The following is a 23963-nucleotide window of genomic DNA, read 5'->3' as shown; positions in this document are numbered from 1 at the left end:
CCGGTTGCGATGTTCCGCGTGGATCAGATGGCAGACGGTACGCATTGGTCCCGCCCATTGCAAGAATGGGCGCGCGTTTCTTGTTCGGCCCCGTAGTGGCCGACCGGATTTCGCAAAATTTTATCCGCTCACCCTTAATTCGCCTTTGTCCATTACCCTCTGTTTGACTAAACAGAAGCAACTTCAGACGATGGGACCATGGGCAGACTTCTGGACCGCTATCTTCACCGCAAACTTCTTGGGCGCTGGCGCAGGGCGGCCGTGCAAGCGACGGGTGCGGCGCACCCCATATTGCGCCAGCAGCGCGATCAGGCTCGCGCGCTGCGCACCCATCTGGACCGGCTGATTCACGAGGCGGATAGCCGTTTGAGCCACCCACTGATCGGATCGGCGCAGTTCCCCAAACCGGTCGGAACGGATTGGAGCTGGCGGCCCGACCTGTGGCGCGGGCCATTGACCCAACCCGGACTGGCATCGCCGGGGCGAAAGGCGGCTCTGGATGGTCAAGTGACGCTGTTTCACGACTGTCCCCGGGCCGAGATAGCGGCACGCCAGATTAGGAACCGCAAGGAGCGTGACCTTGCCCCATACCGTCTGGCGATTGAGGTGTTCAGCTTCGAGGGCTCTTTCCTGTCGCTCTCCGTCGAATTGCCGAAAGACGCCGCTCAGAACCTAACCGGTCAACATTTGATATGCGTTGACGCTCTGATCGAAGGCGAAAAACCCGTTGAGATGTTTGCTCGCCTCAACGTCCAGCACGGCCCGAACGCGGAGCAGGTGTTGCGGCAGATGGATATGTCCGGGCCTTCCAACGCGATTGATTTCGATTTGGCCCACTTGCCCCTAAACGAACGGCGGATCGAGAAAATTTGGCTGGACCTGATCATCGAAAACCCGCGCATGAACCGCATCGTTCTGCGCGACCTGACCATTTGCCGCCACCACCGTGCCGATTTGTGAGACTGCCTGACATGACGCAACCGACCCTAACGTTAATCCGGTTCGAAAACGGCCAATGGCAAGGCCATCTTCAGGCAGATGCGCAACCCAGCATCGAGGTTCGATATCTGGGCCAGGCGCTGGAAGGTGTTGATCTGTCCCCCGCTGACACCGGCTGGACCCTGACTGTGCCCGTGCCCACAACCGCCCTGTCCGAAGGCGTGCACAGCTTTATTGTCGTAGACACCGCCTCGACCCAAAAACTGGCGGATTTCACCGTGATTGCCGGTGCCCCCGCCGCCGACGATCTGCGGGCCGAGGTCGCGCTATTGCGGGCTGAACTGGATATGCTCAAACGGGCGTTCCGGCGGAACTGTAACGCAGCGGACTGAAGCTCGCGCTCTAAAGCCCTATCTTTTCAGCCATTTTCATGCATCATTGAAGCATCCACAAAACAGATTGGGTGCAGCAATGGACCGCAGCAGCATCATCAAAGTCATCGCTCTGATGGTGACAGGTTTTGGCATTGGCATCGACTTTACCGGCGCGCTGATGTTGGTTCCGGCCATCGAAAACTCCTTTGATGCCGACATCACCAGCACCCAATGGGTCCTGAACATCTATGCACTGTTCTTCGCCATGACCATGGTTGCCGGGGGGCGTCTTGGCGACATGTACGGCCACCGGAAGGTGATGATCATTGGACTGACGATCTTTCTGTTCTCATCGGTTATGTGTTTCTTCTCACCCAGCCTGGACTTCCTTATCGTTTCGCGGGCACTGCAAGGGATCGGCGCGGGCTGTGTCTGGCCCTGTACCTTGGCCTTTGGGGCCACAAAGGTTTCAAAACCGGAACACCGGGCTTTGGTCATGGGCCTTATTCTGGCCGGTGTGACAACCGGTAACGTCTTTGGTCCGATGATCAGCGGGCTGGCTGTGAACCTTGGTGACTGGCGGTATTTCTTCCTGGCGAATGTGGTGTTTTCCAGCATCTCGATGGCCACCGCCCTGTTGCTGATGAAGCGCGAGATCCACCACAAACAGGGTGAGCACATTGATTTTGCTGGCATGGCCGTCCTGTCCTTTGCCGTTCTGCTGCTGCTTTACGGGCTGGATGTGGGCGCGGATTGGGGCTGGACCTCAGTTCCATTGCTGCTGCTGTTCTTCGTCAGCGCGTCTTTATTCCTGCTGTTTCCAAGGATCGAGAAACGGGTCAAAGAACCCTTGCTGCTGCCCCAGATGATGCAGAACCGGGAATTTCGCATCACGTTGGGCCTGAATATGTTCAATGTCTCGGCGGCGTTTGTCGGGTTGCTGTATTTCCCGCAATACATGCAAAAGGTTCTGGGCTGGTCGACCTTTGAATCGGCCTTGGGCTTGGCACCGTTGACGATGCTGCTGGCGGTCGGCTCCATCGTGTCCGGCACGCTCTACAATGATTTCGGGCCCAAACGGCTGTTGTTCTGGGGCTACCTGATCGCCACCATCGGGTCGGCCAGTATGATCGTAATGCCCAGCGGGTGGGGGTATTTCCGAATTCTGCCCGGCATGGCGATGATCGGGCTGGGCGCGACTCTGACGGTTGGCCCTTCCGGCACTGCGGCTGTCTGTGCTGTCAAACCCGAACGCGCAGGGCTGGTCGGCGGGCTGAGCTTCATGGTCCATCTGGTCTATGGCGCGATCTCAGTCGCCTTCGCCACGGCCATCATGTACGTGGTCAGCCGGTCCAACCTCCAGGAAAACCTTAGCGCGGCTGGCGTCAACCTGTCAGAGGCCGATCAAACGGCCATCAATGGTGGCACGCTTAGCACCGACTCGGCCCGCGCGGTCCTGCAGAAGCTGGGACCGGAAGAGGTCGAGAAGGTCAAAACCGCCACCGCTGCCGCCTTTGATAGTGGCATGAGCATGGCCTTTGTCTTTTCGACCATCTCGGTATCGGTCGGCATCCTGCTGGCCCTCATGCTGGATGAGGAAAAGCTGCACAAAGTCGAAAGCTGACCGGAAAAGAAAGGGCCGCGTCATCCGCGGCCCTGCTGTTTTACTGCGACGGCCCGTTCGGGTTGAAGGCCGACAGACCCTTGAGGATGTCGATGGCATAGGCCAGCTGGTAATCCTCTTCCCGCAGTTCGGCGGTTTCTTCAGCCTTGGCGCGATCTTCCTCGATCTGGCGGATTTCATCCTCGCTCAGGCTGTCATTGTTCAGACTGCCGCGCAGGTCCGCTTCAGAGCGGGAGGGTCGGTTGGACTCTTCCTCTTCCGGCTCGGGAACCGGGCGCGGCTGCTCCACGATGATGTCAGGGCTGACGCCCAGCGACTGGATCGAGCGGCCCGACGGGGTGTAATAGCGCGAGGTGGTCAGGCGCATCGCCCCGTCACCGCGCAGGGGCATCACCGTTTGAACAGAACCCTTACCAAAGCTCTTGGTCCCCACCACGATTGCACGGCGGTGATCCTGCAGCGCACCTGCGACGATTTCCGATGCAGATGCTGACCCGCCATTGATCAGAACCACAATCGGCTTGCCCTCGGCCAGATCGCCGGGTGATGCGTTGTAGCGCTCGCCTTCCTCGGGGTTGCGGCCACGGGTCGAGACGATTTCACCTTCGTTCAGGAACGCGTCCGAAACCTTGATGGCCTGGGTCAGCAGACCGCCCGGATTGTTGCGCAGGTCCAGAACGAAACCGTTGACCTTCTCGATCCCGCCAGCCTCGACGATCTGTTCTTCTAGGCCTTCCTGCAGGTTCGGGAAGGTTTGGTCGTTAAAGGTAGTGACGCGCAGCACGACGCTGGTGCCCTGCGTGCGGGCGCGCACGGCGGTCAGTTTGATCGTGTCGCGGATTATAGTCACGTCGAACGGTTCCGGTTCGCCTTCGCGCACAACGGTGATCACGATCTCGGAACCAACCGGCCCGCGCATCAGATCAACCGCCTTGTCCAGTGTCAGGCCCAGAATGCTTTCGCCATCCACATGGGTGATGAAATCCCCGGCTTCGATCCCAGCGGCATCCGCAGGCGTGTCATCGATGGGAGAGACAACTTTCACAAAGCCCTCTTCCTGCGTCACCTCAATACCCAGCCCGCCGAACTCGCCCCGCGTCTGCACGCGCATCTGTTCTGCGTCATCGGGCGACAGATAGCTCGAATGCGGATCAAGCGAGGTCAGCATGCCGTCGATGGCAGCCTCGATCAGTTCCTCGGGCTCGACCTCTTCGACATATTGGGCGCGGATGCGCTCGAAGATGTCGCCGAACAGGTCCAACTGCTGATAGACGCTGGCCTTGCTTGCAGCCTCCTGCGCCAGCAGGGGTCCTGCGATCTGAGTGGTTGCGATGATGCCTGCCACGGTTCCGGCCAGACCGGCCATAACAAATTTCTTCATACTCGTTTATCCATCCTTGCTGGTCCGAAACCACGATTCCGGGTCCACGGGGCTGTTATCCTGTCTTACCTCTATATAGAGCGTTTCTGACCGGTCAGTTCCAGTGCCATCACTGGTTGTTGACAATATTGCGCCGATTTCCGGCGTTTTGCCGGGCATGAGGCCCACGGGCGTGCCCTCTGGGATCACCTGTCCCGGCTCACCGTAAACCTCTTGCAGGCCTGAAAACACGAACAAAAGGCCGGGTTGAGGTTCCAGGATCACCAGATTGCCCAGATCCAGCAGCGGGCCGCGATAGCGAATCGTGGCGGCGGTGGGCGACGTGACCAAAGCCCGTGGGCGCGTTCCCAACACAAGACCGGGCCGAGTCACGCCCGCAGCATCGGTTTCACCCGCGCCATGCAGCAGGATGCCCTGAACCGGTAGGGGCACGTCGCCCTTGCTGCCGGTAATGCTGGCGTCGGTTGCGGCGATTTCCCCTTCCGAGATTTCAGCCAGACCGCTTGCGAACCCGTCCAGCGTTTCCGTGGACGAGATCAGGATCGCCGTGCGCACAGGGTCTTCAACAAACCGGCGGGGAAGGTCGGAGCGATCGGCTATGGCCTCGCTTAGCCGGGTGCGGGCATCCTGAACGCCGCCCAGACCTTCGGTCAGGGTGTCCGCCGCGTCCTGTTGCAACAGGCGCAGGGTCTGTACTTCGTGCAGGTCTTTTGCCAGCGCTTCGGCCTTGGCGTTCAGGCCCGGCGTGACTTCGGACAGCATCATGCCCGCCCGCGCGGCGCCCAAAGGACCCGAAGGGTGCAGCATCAAGACCGGCGGGGCGGTGGTTTCGATGGTCTGCAAAACGCCCAGCAATTGCGCCACGTCATCCTCGCGTGCGCGCAGTTCAGCGGTCAGTTGCGCCTCGCGCGTGGCGGCCATGCGCAACCCGTCGCGCATTGCGCTCAGACCGGCCTCGTACGCTTGAATCGTCTCGGTCAGGGCGCGCACCCGGTCGCGGGCACCTTCGGCCTCGGTCAGGGAAACCGAGGCCTGTTCCAGCAGCGCTGCCGCCTCCAGAGCCGCCTGCGAGGGGTCAGCTTGCGCCGGGGCCGCGAGAAGAAGGGAAACAGCCAGCGCCGCAAACCTCATGACAACAGGCTCTCCCCGGTCATCTCAGACGGTTTGGGCAGGCCCATCAGGTCCAGCAGCGTCGGGGCCAGATCCGACAAGCGACCGTTCCGCAGCTGCGCGCCGTCGGGGCCGCCGACCAGAGCCACCGGCACCGGGTTCAATGTGTGCGCCGTATGCGGACCACCGGTTTCGGGATCGACCATCATCTCGCAATTGCCGTGGTCAGCGGTGACGATCATCGCGCCCCCGGCCTCGTTCAACGCGGCGACAACCTGCGCCAAACCCTGATCGACGGCCTCGCAAGCCTTGATAGCTGCTTGCAGATCGCCGCTGTGTCCGACCATATCCGGGTTGGCATAGTTCGTGACGATCAGGTCATAGCCCGCGTTGATGGCTTCGACAAATTTCGCCGTGACCTCGGGGGCGGACATTTCGGGCTGCAGGTCATAGGTCGCTACCTTGGGCGATTTTGGCATGAACCGGTCTTCGCCCTCTTCGGGGGTTTCCTTGCCGCCGTTCAGAAAGAAGGTGACATGAGGATATTTTTCGGTCTCGGCCAGTCGGAACTGGCGCAGGCCTTGTTTGGCGACCCATTCGCCCAGCGTATTCACGATGGCGCGTTTGGGGAACACCGTGGTCATGTAGGCGTTGTGGCCGTCGGAATATTCGACCATGCCGAGCAGCGCGGACAGGTTCGGGCGCGGTCCGGTGTCGAAATCCGAAAAACCCGGCTCGCCAATCGCCCGCAAAATCTCGCGCGCACGGTCGGCGCGGAAGTTGAGGCAGAAGAACCCGTCCCCGTCTTTCAGGCCCGAGTATCCCTCAAGTACCGTAGGCGCGATGAACTCGTCCGTTTCCGACTGGTTATAGGCATGATCCACCGCAAAATGGGCGGTGTTCTCCCCCCTGCCCTGCGCTTTAATCATGGCGTTATAGGCCTCGGCCACGCGATCCCACCGGTTGTCGCGGTCCATGGCAAAATAGCGTCCGCTGACGGTGACGATCCTGGCCCCCTCGGGCAACCGATCTTCAAGCTCTGCGATGTAGGTAAAGGCCGATTTCGGGGCCACATCGCGCCCATCCGTGACCGCATGCAGCGCCACCGGAACGCCCGCATCGGTGATCGCTTTGGCCGCCGCTACGATATGGTTCAAATGCCCATGCACACCGCCATCCGAGACCAGCCCCATCAGATGCGCCGTCCCGCCCGCAGCCTTCACCTTGGCGATGAAATCCTGCAACGCGGCGTTGTCGAAGAAAGAGCCATCCTCGATCGCCAGATCAATCTGACCCAGATCCATCGCCACAACCCGGCCCGCGCCGATATTGGTGTGGCCGACCTCGGAATTGCCCATCTGACCGCTGGGCAGGCCCACATCCGGGCCGTGGGTGATCAGCGTGGCATGCGGCCCGTTGGCCATCATCGCGTCAAAGGTCGGCGTGTTGGCCAAATAAGGCGCGTTGGCCGCGGTATCCTCCGACAGGCCCCAACCATCGAGAATGCACAGGACAACGGGTTTCGGGGCGGTCATTGAAGGTCTCCGGTAACTGCTCTGCGCCCATCTTCTATCCCTTGCCCGCCAGAGGGTGAACCGTCTTTCCCTCGATTGGCGCAGATTTAATCATACGCGCAGCTAGTCCTTCAGATAGCTCTTGTAAGGTCGCGCCTTGCGGTTGCGATACTTGACTGTCAGGTCCAGCGGCGCATCGTTTTCGTCATAGACCCCCAGGACGATGCCCCTGCCCCGGCTTTTTGTCCGCATCTCGATCAGTTGTTGCTCGGACCGCGTGGTGCGCTGCGAGGCCCGGCGGGTCCAGGTGAACAGATGATCGTACATCTCGGCGATGACCTCGGCGTGCTCGGCGCTGTCGCCCAGATCGGTCAGTTCATCCGGGTCGTTTTCCAGATCGAACAGGATGGGCCGGTGGCCGCCCTCACAATGGATCAACTTCCATTTCCTGTTCGCCACCATGAACATCACCGCATCGCGGACCGAGGCGTTCAGCACATCCGCAATCGGCGAGCCTGAGTAGTCGTATTCGCAGATCACCACGTCGCGGGGCAGGTCGTCGGCCTGCCCGTGCAAGATCGGTAGCAGAGAGTGCCCTTCCAGAATATGCGTCGGTACCTCTCCGCCGGCGGTATCAACAAATGTGGGGGCCAGATCGATGGATTCCACCAGCGCGTCGCTGACCGTGCCGCGTGTGGCGTCTGCCTCGGGCGAAGGATCGTAGATGATCAGCGGCATTTTGGTCGAGGCGTCGTGGAAGAAGGTCTTTTCCCCCATCCAGTGATCGCCCAGAAAATCGCCGTGATCCGAGGTTAACACGATCACCGTGTCGTCCATCCGCCCGGCTTTCTCCATCCAGTCAAACAGCCGCCCCATCTGATCGTCCGCCTGTTTGATCAGACCCATATAGGCTGGGATCACCGCCTCGCGTACATCTTCCCGCGAAAACGCCTGCCCGACCTTGGTATCCATGAACGCCTTGAGCACCGGATGTGCGTTCTGTCGTTCCGCCTCGGATCGAACCACGGGCAAAATGTGGTCGGGACCGTACATCGAGGCATAGGGCTCGGGCACGATGTAAGGCCAATGCGGTTTGATTAAGCTCAGATGGCAGCACCAGGGGCCGTCATGGCTTTCCATGAAGTCGATGCCGCGCCCGGTCAGATAGGGGGTTTCGCTGTCTTCTTCGGCGATGTTTGCGGGCTCTTGCGCGTTTTTCAGAAACCAGCCGGACAGAACGTTGCCCTCGGCGTCCAGCCCGGAATTGGCAAAGTCATGCCACGGGTTGTCGCTTTCATAGCCCTTGGCTTTCAGGAACTTGTTGTATTCCTTCGCGCCGTCCGGGTCGTAAAACCCATCCGGCCCCTCGGGCAGCATCCCGTCATCCCGTTCGAACACGTCAAAGCCACACTCGGCAACGCGGGCTCCGATCAGGCTGTCGGGTTCCAGACCCAAGCGGGCCATCCCCTCGGCATCCGCGCGCATATGGGTCTTGCCGACCAGCCAGCACTCCATCCCCGCCTTGCGCAGATGATCGCCCATCGTAATCTCACCAACTTTCAGCGGAATGCCGTTCCACGAGGCACCATGTGAATGCACATAGCGACCGGTATAGGTGGACATGCGGGAACTGCCGCAGATCGGGGACTGGATATAAGCGCGGTTGAACCGGACGCCCTTCGCGGCCAGCCGGTCGATATTCGGGGTGTGCAGATGCGGATGCCCGTAACAACTTATGTAGTCCCAGCGCAACTGGTCGAACATGATGAACAGGATGTTTCTGGCTTTGGCCAATTGTGCCCCTCCCGAAGTGGTCCGGGGGCTATCTAGCCAATTCCTTTCGCGCAGCGCAAATGCGGATTAAGCCTCACGCTCCATCTGGTCCAGCATCTTCTTGGCGCGCTTGCATTGAAGCTGGTCACGCAAGGGGCTGTTCGGATCGACGTCCTTTTTGCAGACCACGCATTTATCCGCACCGGAGATCGCGTTCAGTCCGCCGCAACTGCCCTTGATGGTTTTGCCCATCAGCATCACACCTAGCGACATGCCCACCATGACGAGGGCTAACAGAATGAAGGCCAGAATAAAGGTGCTCATCTCGGGTTCCGCCGGTCAGTTGCCGCCAAGCGCGTCTTTGAACGCGCTGCTGTGCATCGTAATATACGCATCTTCACCGCCTGTCACATCCCGCGCGATGAAATACACGGCAAGTTTATGCTTTTCAGCCAGTTCCATGCCCTTTTCCTGCCCCAGCGCCAGCATCGCCGTCGCCCAGGCATCGGCCATCATGGCGTTTTCCGCCAGAACGGTGACCGAGGTCGTGCGGTGCGTGATTGGCCTCCCGGTTGTCGGGTCGATGATATGGGAATAACGCACGCCGTCCTGTTCGAAGAAATTCTTGTAGTCGCCGGAACTTGCCATGCCGCGATTGTCCAATGACACGATCAACTGAACGCTTTGCGCGCCAGGTTCAGGTTTTTCGATCCCGATGCGCCAGGCCTCACCCTGATCGTTTTGCCCTTTGGACACCAAATCGCCGCCGATCTCGACCAGATAGTCCTCGATTCCCGCATCGCGCAGGGTCTCGGCCACAGCGTCGATCCCGTAGCCTTTTGCAATGGCCGACAGATTGATCCCGACTGCGGGGTTGGATTTTGCCAATGTCCCGGCCTCGGTGTCAAGCGTCAGCAACCGGGCCTGCCCCACGCCATTCAGCGCGGCGGAGATGTCTTCGTCCGACGGTACCGGGTCTTCCGGTTTGCGCGGGCCGAAGCCCCAAAGTTCGATCAGCGGCCCAAGAGTTACGTCGAAGGTGCCACCGGTCTTTTCGTGCACCTCGTTTGCGGCGGTCATCACCAGCGCGAACTCGGGGGAAACCGGCACCGGGTCGGTGTTTGCGGTGGCGGAGAAGGTCGAGACCTCGGAATTCGGGTCCCAGTTGGACATCTTGGCGTTGACGTCGGCCAAGGTTTGGTCAACAGCCTGCGCCAGCGTTTTTTCGTCCAGATCCTCGCCGATTGCGGTGACGTTGAAGGTTGTACCCATCGTCTCGCCCGACAGGCGCACGACGTCGGGTTCCTTGTCGAACAAACAGCCGGAAACAAGTGTGACAAAGGCCAGAACGGGTGAAAAACGCATCGGGGGTTCTCCTGGAAAATCCGTGCCCGGCATATGCCAGCGCCCCCGTTCAGAGTCAAACCACCGTCAAAGCTTGAGCGGCAGAAAACCCAGCGCCAGCAAGCCAATCCCCGCCGGTACGCCGAACAGCCAGGCTCGTTTGCGCCATCCCGGCGGCTGCTGTTTCCAGAGCTTACGGAAGTTGTGGCCGCAGACGACCACCATGAAAAAGATCAGCACAGCCAGCGGCGGGGTCAGATAGAGGTCATTCAAAGCCTTGCGTATCCTTGAGAAGCAGCGGAATTCACCGATGCGGGCATTTGCACCCTATACAGGTCGTTTAGCTGCGCTAAGGTGAAAGGGAAAGACTTTGAAGTATAAGGAGGAGATTGCCCATGGCCCCAAGCTCTTACCAGTCCCCATCGCGCGGCGACAAGGCTGACAAGACAACCTATAGCCAGTCGACGGAATCGAACCTGTCCTATGCGCAGACGACCGTGGCCAAGCTGCTTGAGGGTAAGGGGGATGCGGTTTTCTCGGTCCGTCCCAACGATACGATCCATTCCGTTGTGAATACACTCAAGGACAAGCGGATCGGCGCGGTGGTTGTGACCGACCAGAACGGTGCTTTGCAGGGCATCCTGTCAGAGCGCGACATCGTGCGGCGCATGGCGGACACGCCTGGTCAGACCTTGCCGCAGGCCGTTGAGGAGTTGATGACGACGGACGTCAAATCCTGCACGCCGGATGATCTGCTGAATGACGTGCTGAAAACCATGACCGAGGGCCGTTTTCGTCACATGCCGGTTTTGAAAGACGGCAACCTGTGCGGCGTGATCACGATTGGTGATGTTGTGCATTTCCGTTTGAAAGAACTGGAATACGAAGCCCTGCGCATGAAGCAGATGATCGTCGGCTGAGCCCGCGACCGCTCGGGACTGGCCCATCGGGCCGGTCAACGTGTTGAGATAAACTGAACCCCGCTCGGAAAGATTTCGGCTGCCGTTAAGCGGCCGGTGGCAAAAGCGCCGGTGTCGATTGAGATGATCCCCCGCATAATCTGCGCCTGATCCACGATTGTATGACCGTGCACGACCCATTGCCCGTCGGCCCGGCGCGCCCGCGAATAATGAGGCCGGCCCCACAGGCAAGTTTGTCGAGGCTGATCGTCAATGGTCCTGTCCGGCTCCAACGCCGCATGCACGACCGAGACATTGCCGCTGGTCCAGATCAGGGGGCGGTTCGACAGCCAAGTGACCAGCGTCTCACCCATAGCCTGCCGTAGCTGCGCGGCTACGGCGATGGCGTTGTCGTCGGGTGTCACCTCGTTGATCCCGAAAGAGGCCAACGTTTGCAGCCCGCCATTGCGGAACCACAAGCCGCTGGCCTGCTCAGGGTCGTCGAGAAAGCGCAGCAGCATTTCCTCGTGATTTCCCAACAGGCAAATAACGCGCCCGTCGGAGGTTTCGCTGAGGTGATGCAAATGGCGCAGCACCTGCGCGCTATAATCGCCCCGGTCGATGTAGTCGCCTACAAAAACAGTGCGGCAATCGCCGTCAATACGGGTCAGAATCGCCTGCAACAGATCGAGACGGCCATGAATGTCCCCAACCGCGTAGAATCGCTCAGCCGGAGCGATTGCGTGCACATCGTCCTCCGCGTCCTGCATCTGGCGTTTTGCCAAAAGCCCTTTGATCCAATCCTTAACCATGCGGGCCTATCCCTACCCGGCGCAGGCTGCAGCCACAATTGGCAATCGTTTCGATTGAAGGCCCGTAGGCGTCTGATATGACTGTGATGACGGGCATCATTTGATCAGATCAGCGCGCAGAGGGTTTTTATGAAACGGGTTTTGGTTACGGGTACTGCGGGCTTTATCGGGTTTCATCTGGCCCGACTGCTGCTGGCCGAGGGCTTCCGCGTGCACGGCTATGACGGGATGACCGATTACTACGACGTCACCCTGAAGCAGCGGCGGCACCAGATGCTGATGCAGACAGCAGGCTTTTCGGCAACCGAGGACCTGTTGGAAAACCACGAACGCCTGATGCAGGTCGCCGATGAGTTCCAGCCCGATGTCATAGTCCACCTCGCCGCGCAGGCCGGGGTGCGCTACAGCCTTGAACATCCGCGCAGCTATATCGACTCGAACGTCGTGGGCACCTTCAACGTGATGGAGGTCGCACGGCAGCATAAGGTGGACCACCTGCTGATGGCCTCGACCTCATCAATTTATGGGGCCAGCGAGGATATGCCTTTTACCGAGACTCAAAAGGTCGACAATCAACTGACCATTTACGCCGCGACAAAAAAAGCGAATGAGGCGATGGGGCATTCCTATGCCCATCTGTGGGACCTGCCGACAACGTTGTTCCGGTTCTTCACCGTCTACGGCACCTGGGGGCGGCCGGATCTGGCCTATTTCAAGTTCGTCGCCGCCATTCTGGATGGCCGCCCGATTGACATCTACAACCACGGCGACATGTATCGCGACTTTACCCATGTCGAGGATCTGGTGCGGGGTATCCGGCTGTTGATCGACACCCCTCCTGTCCGGCCTGCCAGTAGTGATGAGATCGTGGAAGGCGACAGTCTGTCCCCTGTTGCGCCCTATCGCATTGTGAATATCGGCAACGGAGAGAAGGTCCGCCTGATGGATTTCATCGAAGCCATCGAAGAGGCGGTCGGCCAGAAGGCCATCCGCAATTATATGCCGATGCAGTTGGGCGATGTTCCGGCCACATGGGCCGACAACAGCCTGTTGCAACGCCTGACTGGCTATCGCCCGCAGACCGAATTCAAGGACGGGATCCAACAGTTCGTCGAGTGGTATCGCGACTATTACGGGAAGTGAACGGGCCCCTCTCGCAAAAGAAAACCGGCGCAGAGTGCGCCGGTTTTTTTGTTTTTTACCCGCCGAAATCGTCGAGCATGATGTCTTCGCGGTCCACGCCCAGATCCAGCAGCATGTTGATGACCGACTGGTTCATGATGGGCGGGCCACACATGTAGTATTCGCAATCTTCCGGCGCGGGGTGGTTCTTGAGGTATTCTTCGAACAGCACGTTATGGATGAAGCCGGTATAGCCTTTCCAATCATCCTCGGGCTGCGCGTCCGACAGGGCCACGTGCCACTCGAAATTATCGAATTCCTTGGCCAGCGTGTCGAAATCTTCGACAAAGAACATCTCTTTTTTCGAGCGGGCACCGTACCAGAAGCTGATCTTGCGGTTGCGGTTCTCAAGTCGTTTGAGCTGGTCGAAGATGTGGCTGCGCATTGGCGCCATGCCCGCGCCGCCGCCGATAAAGACCATCTCTTTTTCCGTCTCACGCGCAAAGAATTCGCCAAACGGACCCGAGATCGTGACTTTATCGCCCGGCTTCAGGTTGAAGATGTACGACGACATTTGACCCGGTGGAATGCCGTCCGAGCCCGGAGGCGGCGAGGCCACGCGGACGTTCAGCATGATCATGCCTTTTTCGTCCGGGTAGTTCGCCATCGAATAGGCACGTTCGATCGGCTCACCGACGACGGATTTGTACTGCCACAGATTGAAGCGATCCCAATCTTCGCGATACTCTTCTTCCACATCGAAATCGGTATAGGCCAACTGGTGCGCGGGCGCCTCGATCTGGATGTAGCCACCGGCGCGGAAGTTCACGTCCTCACCTTCCGGCAGGTCCAGCGTCAGCGCCTTGATGAAGGTCGCGACGTTCTCGTTCGACCGCACCGTGCATTCCCACTTCTTGACGCCAAAGACCTCTTCCGGGACTTCGATATCCATGTCCTGCTTGACCGCGACCTGACAGGACAGGCGGTCGCCACAAGCGGCCTCGCGTTTGGTGATATGGCTTTCTTCCGTAGGCAGGATCGATCCGCCACCGGAATGCACACGCACCCGGCATTGCGCGCAGGTGCCGCCGCCACCGCAGGCGGATGGCACGAACAGTTTCTCGGCTGCCAGCGTCTGCAACAGTTTGCCGCCCGCCGGAACGGATACGGTTTTCTCACCGTTGATGGTGATGTTGACATTACCGGTCGACACCAGACGCGAGCGGGCCGCCATGATGATCGCGACCAGTCCGATCACGATCAGGGTGAAAAGAGCGACGCCCAGGGTAAAAGTTTCCATCGCCGCCTCCTTACAGTTTCACGCCCGAGAAGGACATGAAGGCCATCGCCATCAGCCCTGCGGTGATGAAGGTGATCCCCAGACCCTGCAGGCCGTCAGGAATGTCCGAATATTTCAGCTTTTCGCGCACGCCTGCCATCGCAGTGATCGCCAGCGCCCAGCCAAAGCCCGAAGACAGGCCATAGGTTGCGGCCTCGGCAAAGTTGTAGTCGCGTTCCACCATGAACAGCGAGCCGCCCAGAATGGCACAGTTCACCGTGATCAGCGGCAGGAAAATCCCCAGCGCGTTGTAAAGCGGCGGGAAGTATTTATCGAGGATCATCTCGAGGATCTGAACCATCGCCGCGATCACCCCGATATATGAGATCAGGCCCAGGAAGGTCAGGTCCACATCCGGGAACCCGGCCCAAGACAGCGCACCCGGTTTCAGCAGGTAGTTCAACAGCAGGTTGTTGGTGGGCACGGTGATCGCCTGCACGACCATAACCGAAATTCCCAGACCCAGCGCGGTCGAAATCTTCTTGGACACGGCGATGAAGGTACACATCCCCAGAAAGAAGCTGAGCGCAAGGTTTTCGACAAAGATGGCCTTTACGGCCAGTGAAATCAGACCTTCCATCAGTGCGCCTCTACCTGCCGGATTTTGTATTCACGCTCTTCCACCTGGTTCGGTTTCCATGTGCGGAAGGCCCATATGATCAGACCGATAATGAAGAACGCCGAGGGTGGCAGCAGCAGCATGCCGTTGGGCACGTACCAGCCACCATTGTTGACAGTCTGCAGGATGGTGACGCCAAACAGCGACCCGGCACCGAACAGCTCGCGAATGAAGCCGACCAGCAGCAGGATCAGGCCATAGCCCATGCCGTTGCCCAAACCGTCGATAAAGGACGCGACGGGCGGGTTCTTCATGGCAAACGCCTCGGCCCGGCCCATCACGATGCAGTTGGTGATGATCAGACCCACGAAAACCGACAGGGTTTTCGAAATCTCAAACGCATAGGCTTTCAGCACCTGATCCACCAGAATAACCAGCGAGGCGATAATCACCATCTGCACGATGATGCGGATCGAGCCCGGGATCTGGTTGCGCAGGCATGAGATGAAGAAGGATGAGAACGAGGTCACAAATGTCACCGCCAGCGCCATCACAAAGGATACCTGCAGCGATGAGGTGACAGCCAGCGCGGAACAAATGCCCAGCACCTGCAGGGTGATCGGGTTGTTGTCGACAAGCGGGTCGACCAGCATCTCTTTCTTGGTCTGAGACATCAGAGTTCTCCTGCTTGCAGTTTGGCCAGGAAGGGACCGTAGCCCGCATCACCCATCCAGAATTTCACCAGGTTATCGACACCAACCGAGGTCAGCGTGGCACCGGCAAGCGCATCGATATAGAAATCAGGGCCCGCGGCAGGTTGCGACTTGGCGACAGTGATTTGCAATTCGCCCGCGTCATCGCGCAGACGTTTGCCGTTCCACAGCGCTTTCCAGCGCGGGTTGTCCACCTCGGCACCCAGACCGGGCGTTTCGCCATGCTGATAGAACTGCAGGCCGAAGATATCGTTGCCGTTGTTTTCCAGCGCGATAAATCCGTAGAGCGTTGACCACAAGCCGTATCCGTGCAGCGGCAGGATCACCTTGTCCAAGGCTCCCGCGTCGTCACGCAGCAGATAGATCACGCGGTATTTCGACTTACGACCAATGCCTGCTGGGTCGTTGTCGAGCGCCACACTCAGCTCTGGATCGCTGGCGGCGGCGATATCGTCAAAGGTAGCCGGGTCGAACTGGTCGTCCACGAACTCACCGGTAGACAATTCCAGCACATGTGGCTCGAACGCCGCAAAGGCCTCGGTCACGTCGATGCCGGGTTCGTACACCCCGGCGACCTGCAGAACGTTAACCTGCTTGTCCTTCAGCCGGTTGGCATCTTGCACCGGGCGCAGGCTGACAGCCGCGGCAGACACCACCATCGAAGCCACCAGACAAACCGCGACAGCGATGAAGATCGTCTTGCCGACCGAATCCGGCGAGGCCGCCAGAAACTTGGCCAGAGCGCCCTTCGGTTCGTTGGATTGCGTATCAGACATGGCGACGCGCCCTCCGTTTGATGTTGGCCTGCACGACGAAATAGTCGATCAGCGGTGCAAAGACGTTGCCGAACAGGATAGCCAGCATCATACCCTCGGGGAAAGCGGGGTTAATGACGCGGATCATCACAACCATGACACCGATCAGAGCGCCATAGATATAGCGGCCCGTGTTGGTGTGGCTGGCCGAAACGGGTTCGGTCACCATGAAGGCCAGACCGAAGGCATAGCCGCCCAGCACGATGTGCCAGTACCACGGCATCGCAAACATTGGATTGGTGTCCGATCCGATCAGGTTCAGCAGCAGGGTAAAGCCGATGGTTCCCGCCAGACAGCCGATGATCAGGCGGTAATTGGCGATCCGCGTGGTCAGCAGGAAGGCCAGACCGATCATGCAGGCGAGCGTTGAAGTCTCGCCGAAGCTGCCCTGAATCTGCCCGAAGAACGCATTCCACCAGGTGATGCCATCCGCCGCCAAAGCCTGATACCCGTCCGAGGCGGAAACGGACAGCGCCGTCGCGCCCGAGAACCCGTCGACCGGGGTCCAAACGGTGTCACCGGACATGTTCGCGGGATAAGCGAAATACAGGAACGCCCGGCCCACAAGCGCGGGGTTGAGGAAGTTTTTGCCGGTACCGCCAAACACCTCTTTGCCGATCACCACGCCGAAGATGATACCAAGCGCAACCTGCCAAAGCGGTGCGGTCGCGGGCATGATCAGGGTGTAAAGCATTGAGGTCACAAGAAAACCTTCGTTCACCTCATGGCCGCGCACGGTGGCGAATATGACCTCGAATATCCCGCCCGCGACCAGTGTCACGATGTAAATCGGCAGGAAATACATGAGCCCGTGCATCACGTTGGCGAAGATGCTGTCCGGGTTCAATGAGATGCCAAACGCCTGCAGGATCGCGATCCGCCAGCCTGTCGCCGACTCTGCGCCCAAAGCGGCAATGGCCGAGTTGGCCTGATAGCCGGTATTATACATCCCCCAAAGAATACAGGGGATCGTGGCGATCACGACATAGGTCATGATCCGCTTCATATCCACGTACGACCGCGCATGAGGCGCTGCGGTGGTTACGGTTTTCGGAGTGTAGATGAAGCTTTCCACCATCTCGTAGATGGGGAAGTACTTCTCGTACTTGCCGCCCTTGGTAAAGTTCGGCTCGATCCGATCGAAGAAGCTGCGCAAACCCATTTCGGATCAGCCCTCCTTTTCAATCTTGGTCAGGCAGTCGCGCAGCGCCAGCCCGTATTCATATTTCGCCGGGCAGGCAAAGCCCACAAGGCCCAGGTCTTCTTCATCCAACTCCAGCGCGCCAAGTGCCTGCGCTGTGTCCGTGTCCATCACCAGCAGCGCCCGTAGCAATTGCGTCGGCAGGTAATCCTGCGGCATCAGCTCTTCGAAGACGCCCGTGGGCACCATCGCACGCCGCCCGCCGTTCAGGTTGCTGGTCAGCGCGTAGAGCTTTTTCGCGAAAGCCGAGCCCAGCACCGGCTGAACCGAGAATTTCGACGGCATCGGGCGAATCCAGCCCATCGGGATCTGGTCGTGATCCTCGCGGATCACGGTGACCTGACGCGCGAACCGGCCCAGATAGGCGGTCGGACCCTCGGCAAGCTGTCCTGACAGGATCGAGCCCGAAATGATGCGCGGTGTTCCCTCAACATTGATCTCGTCACGGGTCAGGTCGTCGGTCGAAGCGCCCATGGCCGTCCGGATCAGCCGCGGCTGACGCGCACAGGGGCCGGTGAGGGCCACAACAATGTTCGGGTCCAAATGACCGGTCTGCATCAGGCGGCCAATTGCGATGACGTCCTGATACCCAATCGTCCAGACCTGCTTGTCCCCTGCCAAAGGTTCAAGGAAATGGATATGCGTCCCCGCCAGCCCCGCCGGATGCGGTCCGGAAAACGCAGCAGCCTCGACACCAGCAACGTCCGAGCCGGGAACGGTATCGCCTTCCTTGTGGCACAGATAGGTTTTGCCCTCGGTCAGTGTCGCGACGGCGGCAAGACCTGCTGCAAACGCATCCCCTGCATCGGCAATGATCAGCGCTGCGTCGGCGGCCAGTGGCTCACTGTCCATCGCGGTGACAAAGATCGCAGTCGGTTTTTCCCCAGGCGCAGGCATCTTGGAATAGGGCCGAGTACGGAATGAGGTCCAAAGACCCGAGGCACACAGCTTTTCCGCCACCCCTTCGGCGCTTCCGCCATTTCCGACGCCAGAGAAGTCGATGCCCGCATCGTTGGGATCAGAGACCTCGATCACCACGCTCTGCAGCACACGACGCGCGCCGCGATTGATGGCGACGACCTTGCCGCTTAAGGGGGCGACCATCATCGCCTCGGGCACATCCTTGTGGCAGAACAGCGGCGTGCCGCGCTGAACCGTATCGCCTTCCTGCACCAGCATGCGTGGCTTCAGCCCAAGGTAATCCGACCCCAGAACCGCAACGGTGGAAAACTCAGGCCCCGGCTGGATGGTCTGTTCGGGTGCACCCAGAACCGGCAGTTCCAACCCTTTTTTCAGTTTGAAAGTTTGCATCTTGCTACGGTCTTCCAAGCCTCTTTCCTGCGCCAACTATTGTACGCCATGCGATCATGACATCCAAATAGCGCGGATCGTCTGGCTCGCCGGGACGCAAATGCATCATAAACCCGCCGGAATCCGCTGGCATTATTCCGATCAGGGACCCTTTACGCGCACACGCTGCGAAACGCAAACCTGTTACCGCCAAAACCAACAGCGGCTAGTCACTTTATACTGATCTTATTGCAAAACCCGCGAAACAACCCGGAAAAAGCGTATCGCACCCGTTTTGCTTCCGGTGTAATCAATCGCCATGAACGCATCTGACGAATTTGAGATTTTCCTGGTGGCAACGCCGGGTTTGGAAGCGCCCCTATGTGCCGAAGCCAAGCAGCACGGATTCGGCGGGGCCAGAGTGATCCCCGGTGGTGTCAGTTGCAAGGGCAACTGGTCCGAGGTCTGGCGCGCCAATCTGTGCCTGCGCGGGGCCAATAAGGTTCTGGTCCGTCTTGGCAGTTTCCCGGCGGTGCATCTTGCCCAGTTGGATAAACGGGCGCGCAAATTCCCGTGGGCGGACTTTCTGCGCCCCGATATCCCGGTTAAGGTCGAGGCCACCAGCCGCAAATCCCGCATCTACCACGCGGGCGCTGCGCGTCAGAGGATCGAGCGGGCGATAGCTGAGACGCTCGGCGCACCGATCTCGCCGGACGCCAATCTGCGCGTGCTTCTCCGCATCGAAAAAGACCTGTGCACTTTCTCGGTGGATACATCGGGCGATCCCTTGCACAAACGCGGCCACAAACCAGCCGTCGCCAAAGCCCCGATGCGCGAGACGATGGCCGCGATGTTCCTACGCGAGTGTGAGTTTGACGGTGAAGAGCCGGTTCTGGACCCGATGTGCGGATCGGGCACCTTTGTGATCGAGGCCGCCGAGATTGCGCTTGGACTGCTGCCCGGTCGCTCTCGCCACTTCGCATTCGAGGATTTGGCCGGATTTGATCCGCAGGCGTGGCAGGCCCTGCGCGAGGCACCGCCGGCCCTGACCCCAGAGGGGCGTTTCTATGGCTCCGACAGGAACGCGGGTGCGATTGAGGCCGCCTCAACCAACGCCCAACAGGCAGGCGTCGCTGACACCACCCGTTTTTCCCAGCGCTCTGTCAGCGACATCAAACCGCCCGAAGGGCCCGCTGGACTGGTTATCGTCAACCCGCCCTACGGCGCCCGGATCGGTGACGAAAAGCGCCTCCGGTCGCTCTATGGCAGCCTGGGCAAAACACTGATGTCCCGCTTTTCCGGCTGGCGCGTGGGGATCGTGACCAGCAACGCCTCATTGGCCCGCACAACCCGCCTGCCCCTTCTGCCGCCCGGACCCGTTGTGGATCACGGCGGCACCAAAATCCGCCTTTACCGGACGGATGCCCTGCCCTGACGCCAGAATGGGTCGCGTTATTCCGGATGCGCAAGCGCCACAGAATCCCTCTTGCACATCCCATTTCCCGGGTATAGATCACCCGCCACGGTCGGAGTGTAGCTCAGCCTGGTAGAGCACTGTCTTCGGGAGGCAGGGGTCGGAGGTTCGAATCCTCTCACTCCGACCAATTAATCCAATAAATTAGCAGATCGGCTAAAGCCCGCTTTTATGGGCGCTTCAGGTCCGTGCGCAAAATCTCAACGAGTCCTGGATCACGTCAATCCTGCCGTTTGGCGCTTCCTTCAAGCTTGCTCAACGCGGCCATCAGGCTTTTTCGTTCGGACGCGTTCAGGACGCCGAGAATGCGTTCTTCCAACGCGGTTAGATCTGGCGACATCGCCTTATAAAGGTCCAGACCCTTGGCCGAGGGGCTCAGCAATTCGCTTCGGCCATCTTCGGGATTCGGGTGCCGTTCAACCAGTTTCTTGTCTTCCAGCTTGCCCACGGCGCGGCTGACCGTGACCTTGTCGATTGTGGCTGCGGCCACGATCTCGCGGTTGGTGATCTTTCGGTCGCGCACCAGAATGGCCAGCACCCGCCATTCCGCCGAGCTAAGATCGAATTTCTCATGATAAACAGCCCGCAACATCTCGCTGACGGCGGCATAGGTCCGGCGCAGTTGGTAGGGAAAGAACGCGTTCAGATCCAACTCTGTCCCGTTTTCTTCCGCTTGAACGCTTAGGTCTGGTTTCCGTTCCATGCAGTTTCTCCGACCGGGGCTTTGATGCCCTTGGTTGTGGTCAGTTAATTTTCGTTGACATTGTTACACATGAAACTAACATCGGCAATATAGTTTCAACGGAAACTAAATAGACGCAGTGGACTGCTATTTCCGGGGAGGAGAATGACATGAACACTATAAAGACCATCGTTGGATCGGCACTGGCTGGCGTTGTAATGACCGCCTCGGTCGCTGCAGCCGAGGAGTTTGTCCTGTCGTCGTGGCTGCCGCCGCAACATCCGGTTGTCACCAGCGTCATTCAGCCTTGGGCAGATTCCGTGGCCGAGGCGACCGAAGATCGCGTCACCGTTCGCATCCTGCCAAAACCGCTCGGCCCACCCCCGGCGCACTACGATCTGGCGGTGGACGGGGTGGCCGATATCACATACGGCCTGCATTCTTTCACCCGCGACGACCGTTTCCTGCGGTCGCGGATCGGGCAGTTCTCATTTCTGGGTGATTCAGCCGAGGACACGTCGGTCGCGTATTGGAACGTCTATGCAGGCGATCTTGACGCGCAGGCGGAACACGAAGGGGCAAAGCTGCTTGGTCTGTTCGTGCACGGGCCGGGGATGTTCCACAATAACCAGCGACAGATCGAAACGGCCGACGATTTCTCGGGCCTGAAAATTCGGACACCCGGCGGTTACATCGCCGACCTGTCCGGCGATCTTGGCATAACCACGCAATTCATGGGGCCGGGGCAGGTGTTCGAAAAGCTGTCGACCGGGGTCATCGACGGCGTGACCTTCCCGATCGAGGCGCTTAAAGCGTTCAAGCTGACGGATCACATAACGCATTCGATGCGTATTCCCGGCGGTATGTACAATACCTCGTGGTTTCTGGTGATGAACGAAGACCGCTGGGATGAGATTTCCGACGCCGACAAAGCCGCAATCGAGGCCGTATCGGGCGCCGCCTTCGCAGCGCTTGCAGGCCAGACATGGGATGCGGCAGACGCGGCAGGCGCTGACTATGTCGCCGAAAGCTCGGTTCAGGTCTATGATGCACCGGATGAGGTTCTGGAGGTGATCAAGGGCTTTGCCGACAAGCATGAGGCCGCATGGGCCGAGGCTGTCGCCGAAACCGGGTTTGACGGTACAGCCGCCCTTGCCGAGATACGCAAACAGGCGGGGCAGTAACCCCGGATGGCCCAACCCGCCGACACTGATCAGCGCCGGGGCGTAACGCTCTGGCGCAAGCTGTTCTACGCTATGGCTTTGGCATCGGTTGTGGTCATGCTGGCGATGATGCTTCTAACCGCCGCTGATGTGGTGGCGCGGTATGTGTTCAACAGCCCGATCAAGGGCGCATTTGAGCTGACCGAGATCGGGCTTGCCCTGCTTGTGTTCCTGGCGATGCCGCTGACCACGGTGTCGAACGAGCATGTGACGGTGGACCTGCTGAAACTGCCCTCGCGAGGGGCGCTGTCCAAAGCATTGCTCATCCTTTCCGTTATCATTGTGGCGGGCACGTTTGCCATGATGGCGTGGGAGGTTTGGGAGCATGCCGTGAAACTTGAAAAACGCGGTACGGTGACAAATTCCCTTTCGATTCCGCTGTATCTGGTGGCTGGGGTCGTCGCCACGGCCTGCGCCATTTCCGGTCTGGCGGCTGGGATCGGGCTGTTCAAAGGCGATAAGGAATGATCGCCTCGCTTTTGGGCATTGCCGTGTTGTTCGTGCTGGTACTGGCCCGGGTTCCGATCGCCTTTGCCATGATCGCGGTGGGCACCGTCGGCTTTGCGCTGCTGCGCAGTTGGAAGGCCAGTTTTACCCTGCTGGGCAACACGACATTCGACACGGTGTTGTCCTTTACCCTGTCCGTCATCCCGCTGTTCATTCTTATGGGGAACCTGCTGACTGCCTCGGGCGTCAGCCATTCGCTGTTTGCCGCCGCACAGCGCCTGTTGCGCAAGCTGCCGGGCGGTCTGGCGATGGCCACGGTGGTGGCCTGCGGCGGGTTCAGTGCGGTGTGCGGTTCCTCTCTGGCAACTGCCGCGACGATGTCCCGGGTTGCCATGCCGTCGATGCGCAAGGTCGGGTATGCCGACAGCCTCGCGACGGGATCAATCGCAGCCGGTGGGACGCTGGGCATTCTAATCCCACCTTCGGTTATCCTGATCATCTACGGCATAATTACCGAGGCTGACATCGCCAAACTCTTCCTCGCCGGGCTGCTGCCGGGTTTGCTGGGTGTGCTTCTGTACATCGCCGCCGTCTATGCGGCTGTGAAAGTCAGACCCGATCTTGCGCCAGCCGGTTCCGACGATCATCCGTTGACCTCTCGTGATATCGGAGGCGTCTGCGCGGTTGTCGGGCTGTTCGGCCTGATCATGATCGGCATCTACGGCGGGTTCTTTACCCCGTCCGAAGCCGCTGCGGTCGGGGCGTTCCTGTCCCTTGTCATCGCGGTTTTCATGGGGGGCATCGGCCTTCGCGACCTTTTCCGCGTTGGCATTGATACCGTTCGCCCAACCGCCATGATCTTTGCCATCGTCATCGGGGCCGAGGTCTTTTCGAACTTCATCAGCTTCGCCGGTCTGCCGGACGCCATCCTGTCCTTTGTTCAGTCACTGGACGTCAACGCGTTTGTGGTCATGTTCGTGCTGGTGCTGATCTACATCCTGTTGGGCGCGGTGTTAGAGAGCCTTTCGATGATCCTGCTGACCGTGCCCATCTTCTTTCCGATGATCATGTCGCTCGATTTCGGCGATGGCATCCTGTCCAGCCCCGAGGCCGTCGCCATCTGGTTTGGCATCATCGTCGTGGTGGTGACCGAGATCAGCCTGATTTCGCCCCCGATTGGGCTGAATGTCTTTGTGTTGCGCACGATCCTGCCCGACATCCCGATCCGGACGATGTTTGCCGGTATCTTTCCGTTCTGGGTGGCCGATATCCTGCGTCTTGCGCTGCTGATCGCCCTGCCGTCCATCGCCCTGACATTGGCCCTCTAA

Annotated in this window: 24 protein-coding genes and 1 tRNA gene; 10 read left to right on the top strand and 15 right to left on the bottom strand. The window is 59.5% G+C overall.

What is annotated here, in order from left to right; genetic code table 11:
• Positions 1-198: 198 nt before the first annotated feature.
• From ACR0NJ_RS05440 to ACR0NJ_RS05430, 3 genes are all read left to right on the top strand, one after another.
• Positions 199-960, top strand: coding sequence for a DUF6478 family protein (locus tag ACR0NJ_RS05440; RefSeq protein WP_480816109.1), 762 nt, complete (start codon positions 199-201; stop codon positions 958-960).
• Positions 961-971: 11 nt separating this feature from the next.
• Entirely contained in the window at positions 972-1331 is a 360-nt protein-coding gene (locus ACR0NJ_RS05435; RefSeq protein WP_480816108.1) for a hypothetical protein, read from the top strand.
• 79 nt (positions 1332-1410) lie between these two features.
• On the top strand, positions 1411-2937 hold the full coding sequence (locus ACR0NJ_RS05430) for an MFS transporter (protein WP_480816107.1): 1527 nt from the start codon (positions 1411-1413) through the stop codon (positions 2935-2937).
• Positions 2938-2977: 40 nt separating this feature from the next.
• Here ACR0NJ_RS05430 and ACR0NJ_RS05425 read toward each other — a convergent pair whose 3' ends face one another.
• From ACR0NJ_RS05425 to ACR0NJ_RS05395, 7 genes are all read right to left on the bottom strand, one after another.
• The gene (locus ACR0NJ_RS05425; RefSeq protein WP_480816106.1) at positions 2978-4318 is read right to left on the bottom strand and encodes a S41 family peptidase; all 1341 of its coding nucleotides are present in this window, start codon (positions 4316-4318) and stop codon (positions 2978-2980) included.
• A 6-nt stretch (positions 4319-4324) separates the two neighbouring features.
• Positions 4325-5449, bottom strand: coding sequence for a murein hydrolase activator EnvC family protein (locus tag ACR0NJ_RS05420; RefSeq protein WP_480816105.1), 1125 nt, complete (start codon positions 5447-5449; stop codon positions 4325-4327).
• The gene (gene gpmI / locus ACR0NJ_RS05415) at positions 5446-6963 is read right to left on the bottom strand and encodes a 2,3-bisphosphoglycerate-independent phosphoglycerate mutase (RefSeq protein WP_480816104.1); all 1518 of its coding nucleotides are present in this window, start codon (positions 6961-6963) and stop codon (positions 5446-5448) included. Before gpmI ends, ACR0NJ_RS05420 begins: the two co-directional genes overlap by 4 nt.
• Positions 6964-7065: 102 nt before the next feature.
• A complete protein-coding gene (locus ACR0NJ_RS05410; RefSeq protein ID WP_480816103.1) occupies positions 7066-8736 on the bottom strand; it encodes a sulfatase-like hydrolase/transferase in 1671 nt (556 codons plus the stop codon).
• Between the two features lie 66 nt (positions 8737-8802).
• Complete coding sequence (gene nqrM, locus ACR0NJ_RS05405) at positions 8803-9039, bottom strand: (Na+)-NQR maturation NqrM (RefSeq protein ID WP_480816102.1); 237 nt, start codon at positions 9037-9039, stop codon at positions 8803-8805.
• A 15-nt stretch (positions 9040-9054) separates the two neighbouring features.
• Complete coding sequence (locus ACR0NJ_RS05400; RefSeq protein WP_480816101.1) at positions 9055-10080, bottom strand: FAD:protein FMN transferase; 1026 nt, start codon at positions 10078-10080, stop codon at positions 9055-9057.
• A 66-nt stretch (positions 10081-10146) separates the two neighbouring features.
• Positions 10147-10332, bottom strand: coding sequence for a hypothetical protein (locus ACR0NJ_RS05395; protein ID WP_480816100.1), 186 nt, complete (start codon positions 10330-10332; stop codon positions 10147-10149).
• A 122-nt stretch (positions 10333-10454) separates the two neighbouring features.
• Here ACR0NJ_RS05395 and ACR0NJ_RS05390 point away from each other — a divergent pair, with 122 nt between their 5' ends.
• A complete protein-coding gene (locus ACR0NJ_RS05390; protein WP_480816099.1) occupies positions 10455-10979 on the top strand; it encodes a CBS domain-containing protein in 525 nt (174 codons plus the stop codon).
• Between the two features lie 35 nt (positions 10980-11014).
• Here ACR0NJ_RS05390 and ACR0NJ_RS05385 read toward each other — a convergent pair whose 3' ends face one another.
• Entirely contained in the window at positions 11015-11770 is a 756-nt protein-coding gene (locus ACR0NJ_RS05385) for a metallophosphoesterase family protein (protein WP_480816098.1), read from the bottom strand.
• 129 nt (positions 11771-11899) lie between these two features.
• Between ACR0NJ_RS05385 and ACR0NJ_RS05380 the strand changes: the two genes are divergently transcribed.
• Entirely contained in the window at positions 11900-12913 is a 1014-nt protein-coding gene (locus ACR0NJ_RS05380; protein WP_480816097.1) for an NAD-dependent epimerase/dehydratase family protein, read from the top strand.
• A gap of 55 nt (positions 12914-12968) precedes the next feature.
• Here ACR0NJ_RS05380 and nqrF read toward each other — a convergent pair whose 3' ends face one another.
• The 6 genes from nqrF to ACR0NJ_RS05350 are packed head-to-tail and all read right to left on the bottom strand — an operon-like array spanning position 12969 to position 18830.
• The gene (gene nqrF, locus ACR0NJ_RS05375; protein ID WP_480611643.1) at positions 12969-14192 is read right to left on the bottom strand and encodes an NADH:ubiquinone reductase (Na(+)-transporting) subunit F; all 1224 of its coding nucleotides are present in this window, start codon (positions 14190-14192) and stop codon (positions 12969-12971) included.
• 10 nt (positions 14193-14202) lie between these two features.
• Positions 14203-14811: an NADH:ubiquinone reductase (Na(+)-transporting) subunit E gene (gene nqrE / locus ACR0NJ_RS05370; protein ID WP_170389343.1), complete on the bottom strand. Its 609-nt coding sequence runs from the start codon at positions 14809-14811 to the stop codon at positions 14203-14205.
• Positions 14811-15464: an NADH:ubiquinone reductase (Na(+)-transporting) subunit D gene (locus ACR0NJ_RS05365; protein WP_480816096.1), complete on the bottom strand. Its 654-nt coding sequence runs from the start codon at positions 15462-15464 to the stop codon at positions 14811-14813. Before ACR0NJ_RS05365 ends, nqrE begins: the two co-directional genes overlap by 1 nt.
• Entirely contained in the window at positions 15464-16279 is an 816-nt protein-coding gene (locus tag ACR0NJ_RS05360) for a Na(+)-translocating NADH-quinone reductase subunit C (protein WP_480816095.1), read from the bottom strand. Before ACR0NJ_RS05360 ends, ACR0NJ_RS05365 begins: the two co-directional genes overlap by 1 nt.
• The gene (locus ACR0NJ_RS05355) at positions 16272-17480 is read right to left on the bottom strand and encodes an NADH:ubiquinone reductase (Na(+)-transporting) subunit B (protein WP_480816094.1); all 1209 of its coding nucleotides are present in this window, start codon (positions 17478-17480) and stop codon (positions 16272-16274) included. The genes ACR0NJ_RS05360 and ACR0NJ_RS05355 overlap by 8 nt, the downstream gene beginning before the upstream one ends.
• 6 nt (positions 17481-17486) lie before the next feature.
• Positions 17487-18830: a Na(+)-translocating NADH-quinone reductase subunit A gene (locus tag ACR0NJ_RS05350; RefSeq protein ID WP_480816250.1), complete on the bottom strand. Its 1344-nt coding sequence runs from the start codon at positions 18828-18830 to the stop codon at positions 17487-17489.
• A gap of 298 nt (positions 18831-19128) precedes the next feature.
• Between ACR0NJ_RS05350 and ACR0NJ_RS05345 the strand changes: the two genes are divergently transcribed.
• Both ACR0NJ_RS05345 and ACR0NJ_RS05340 read left to right on the top strand, forming a co-directional pair.
• On the top strand, positions 19129-20244 hold the full coding sequence (locus tag ACR0NJ_RS05345) for a THUMP domain-containing class I SAM-dependent RNA methyltransferase (protein ID WP_480816093.1): 1116 nt from the start codon (positions 19129-19131) through the stop codon (positions 20242-20244).
• Between the two features lie 92 nt (positions 20245-20336).
• Positions 20337-20413 (top strand) — tRNA-Pro (locus ACR0NJ_RS05340).
• A 90-nt stretch (positions 20414-20503) separates the two neighbouring features.
• Here the strand turns inward: ACR0NJ_RS05340 and ACR0NJ_RS05335 are convergent.
• Entirely contained in the window at positions 20504-20986 is a 483-nt protein-coding gene (locus ACR0NJ_RS05335; protein WP_480816092.1) for a MarR family winged helix-turn-helix transcriptional regulator, read from the bottom strand.
• 149 nt (positions 20987-21135) lie between these two features.
• Between ACR0NJ_RS05335 and ACR0NJ_RS05330 the strand changes: the two genes are divergently transcribed.
• Genes ACR0NJ_RS05330 through ACR0NJ_RS05320 form a run of 3 tightly spaced genes read left to right on the top strand, consistent with a single transcriptional unit; the run spans position 21136 to position 23963 of the window.
• On the top strand, positions 21136-22149 hold the full coding sequence (locus ACR0NJ_RS05330) for a TRAP transporter substrate-binding protein (protein ID WP_480816091.1): 1014 nt from the start codon (positions 21136-21138) through the stop codon (positions 22147-22149).
• A 6-nt stretch (positions 22150-22155) separates the two neighbouring features.
• Entirely contained in the window at positions 22156-22656 is a 501-nt protein-coding gene (locus ACR0NJ_RS05325; protein ID WP_480816090.1) for a TRAP transporter small permease, read from the top strand.
• The gene (locus ACR0NJ_RS05320) at positions 22653-23963 is read left to right on the top strand and encodes a TRAP transporter large permease (protein ID WP_480816089.1); all 1311 of its coding nucleotides are present in this window, start codon (positions 22653-22655) and stop codon (positions 23961-23963) included. Before ACR0NJ_RS05325 ends, ACR0NJ_RS05320 begins: the two co-directional genes overlap by 4 nt.

It is taken from the genome of Ruegeria sp. F11 (assembly GCF_056533855.1).
Note: the sequence above shows the minus strand (reverse complement) of the source record. Positions and strands in the feature narration are given on the sequence as shown.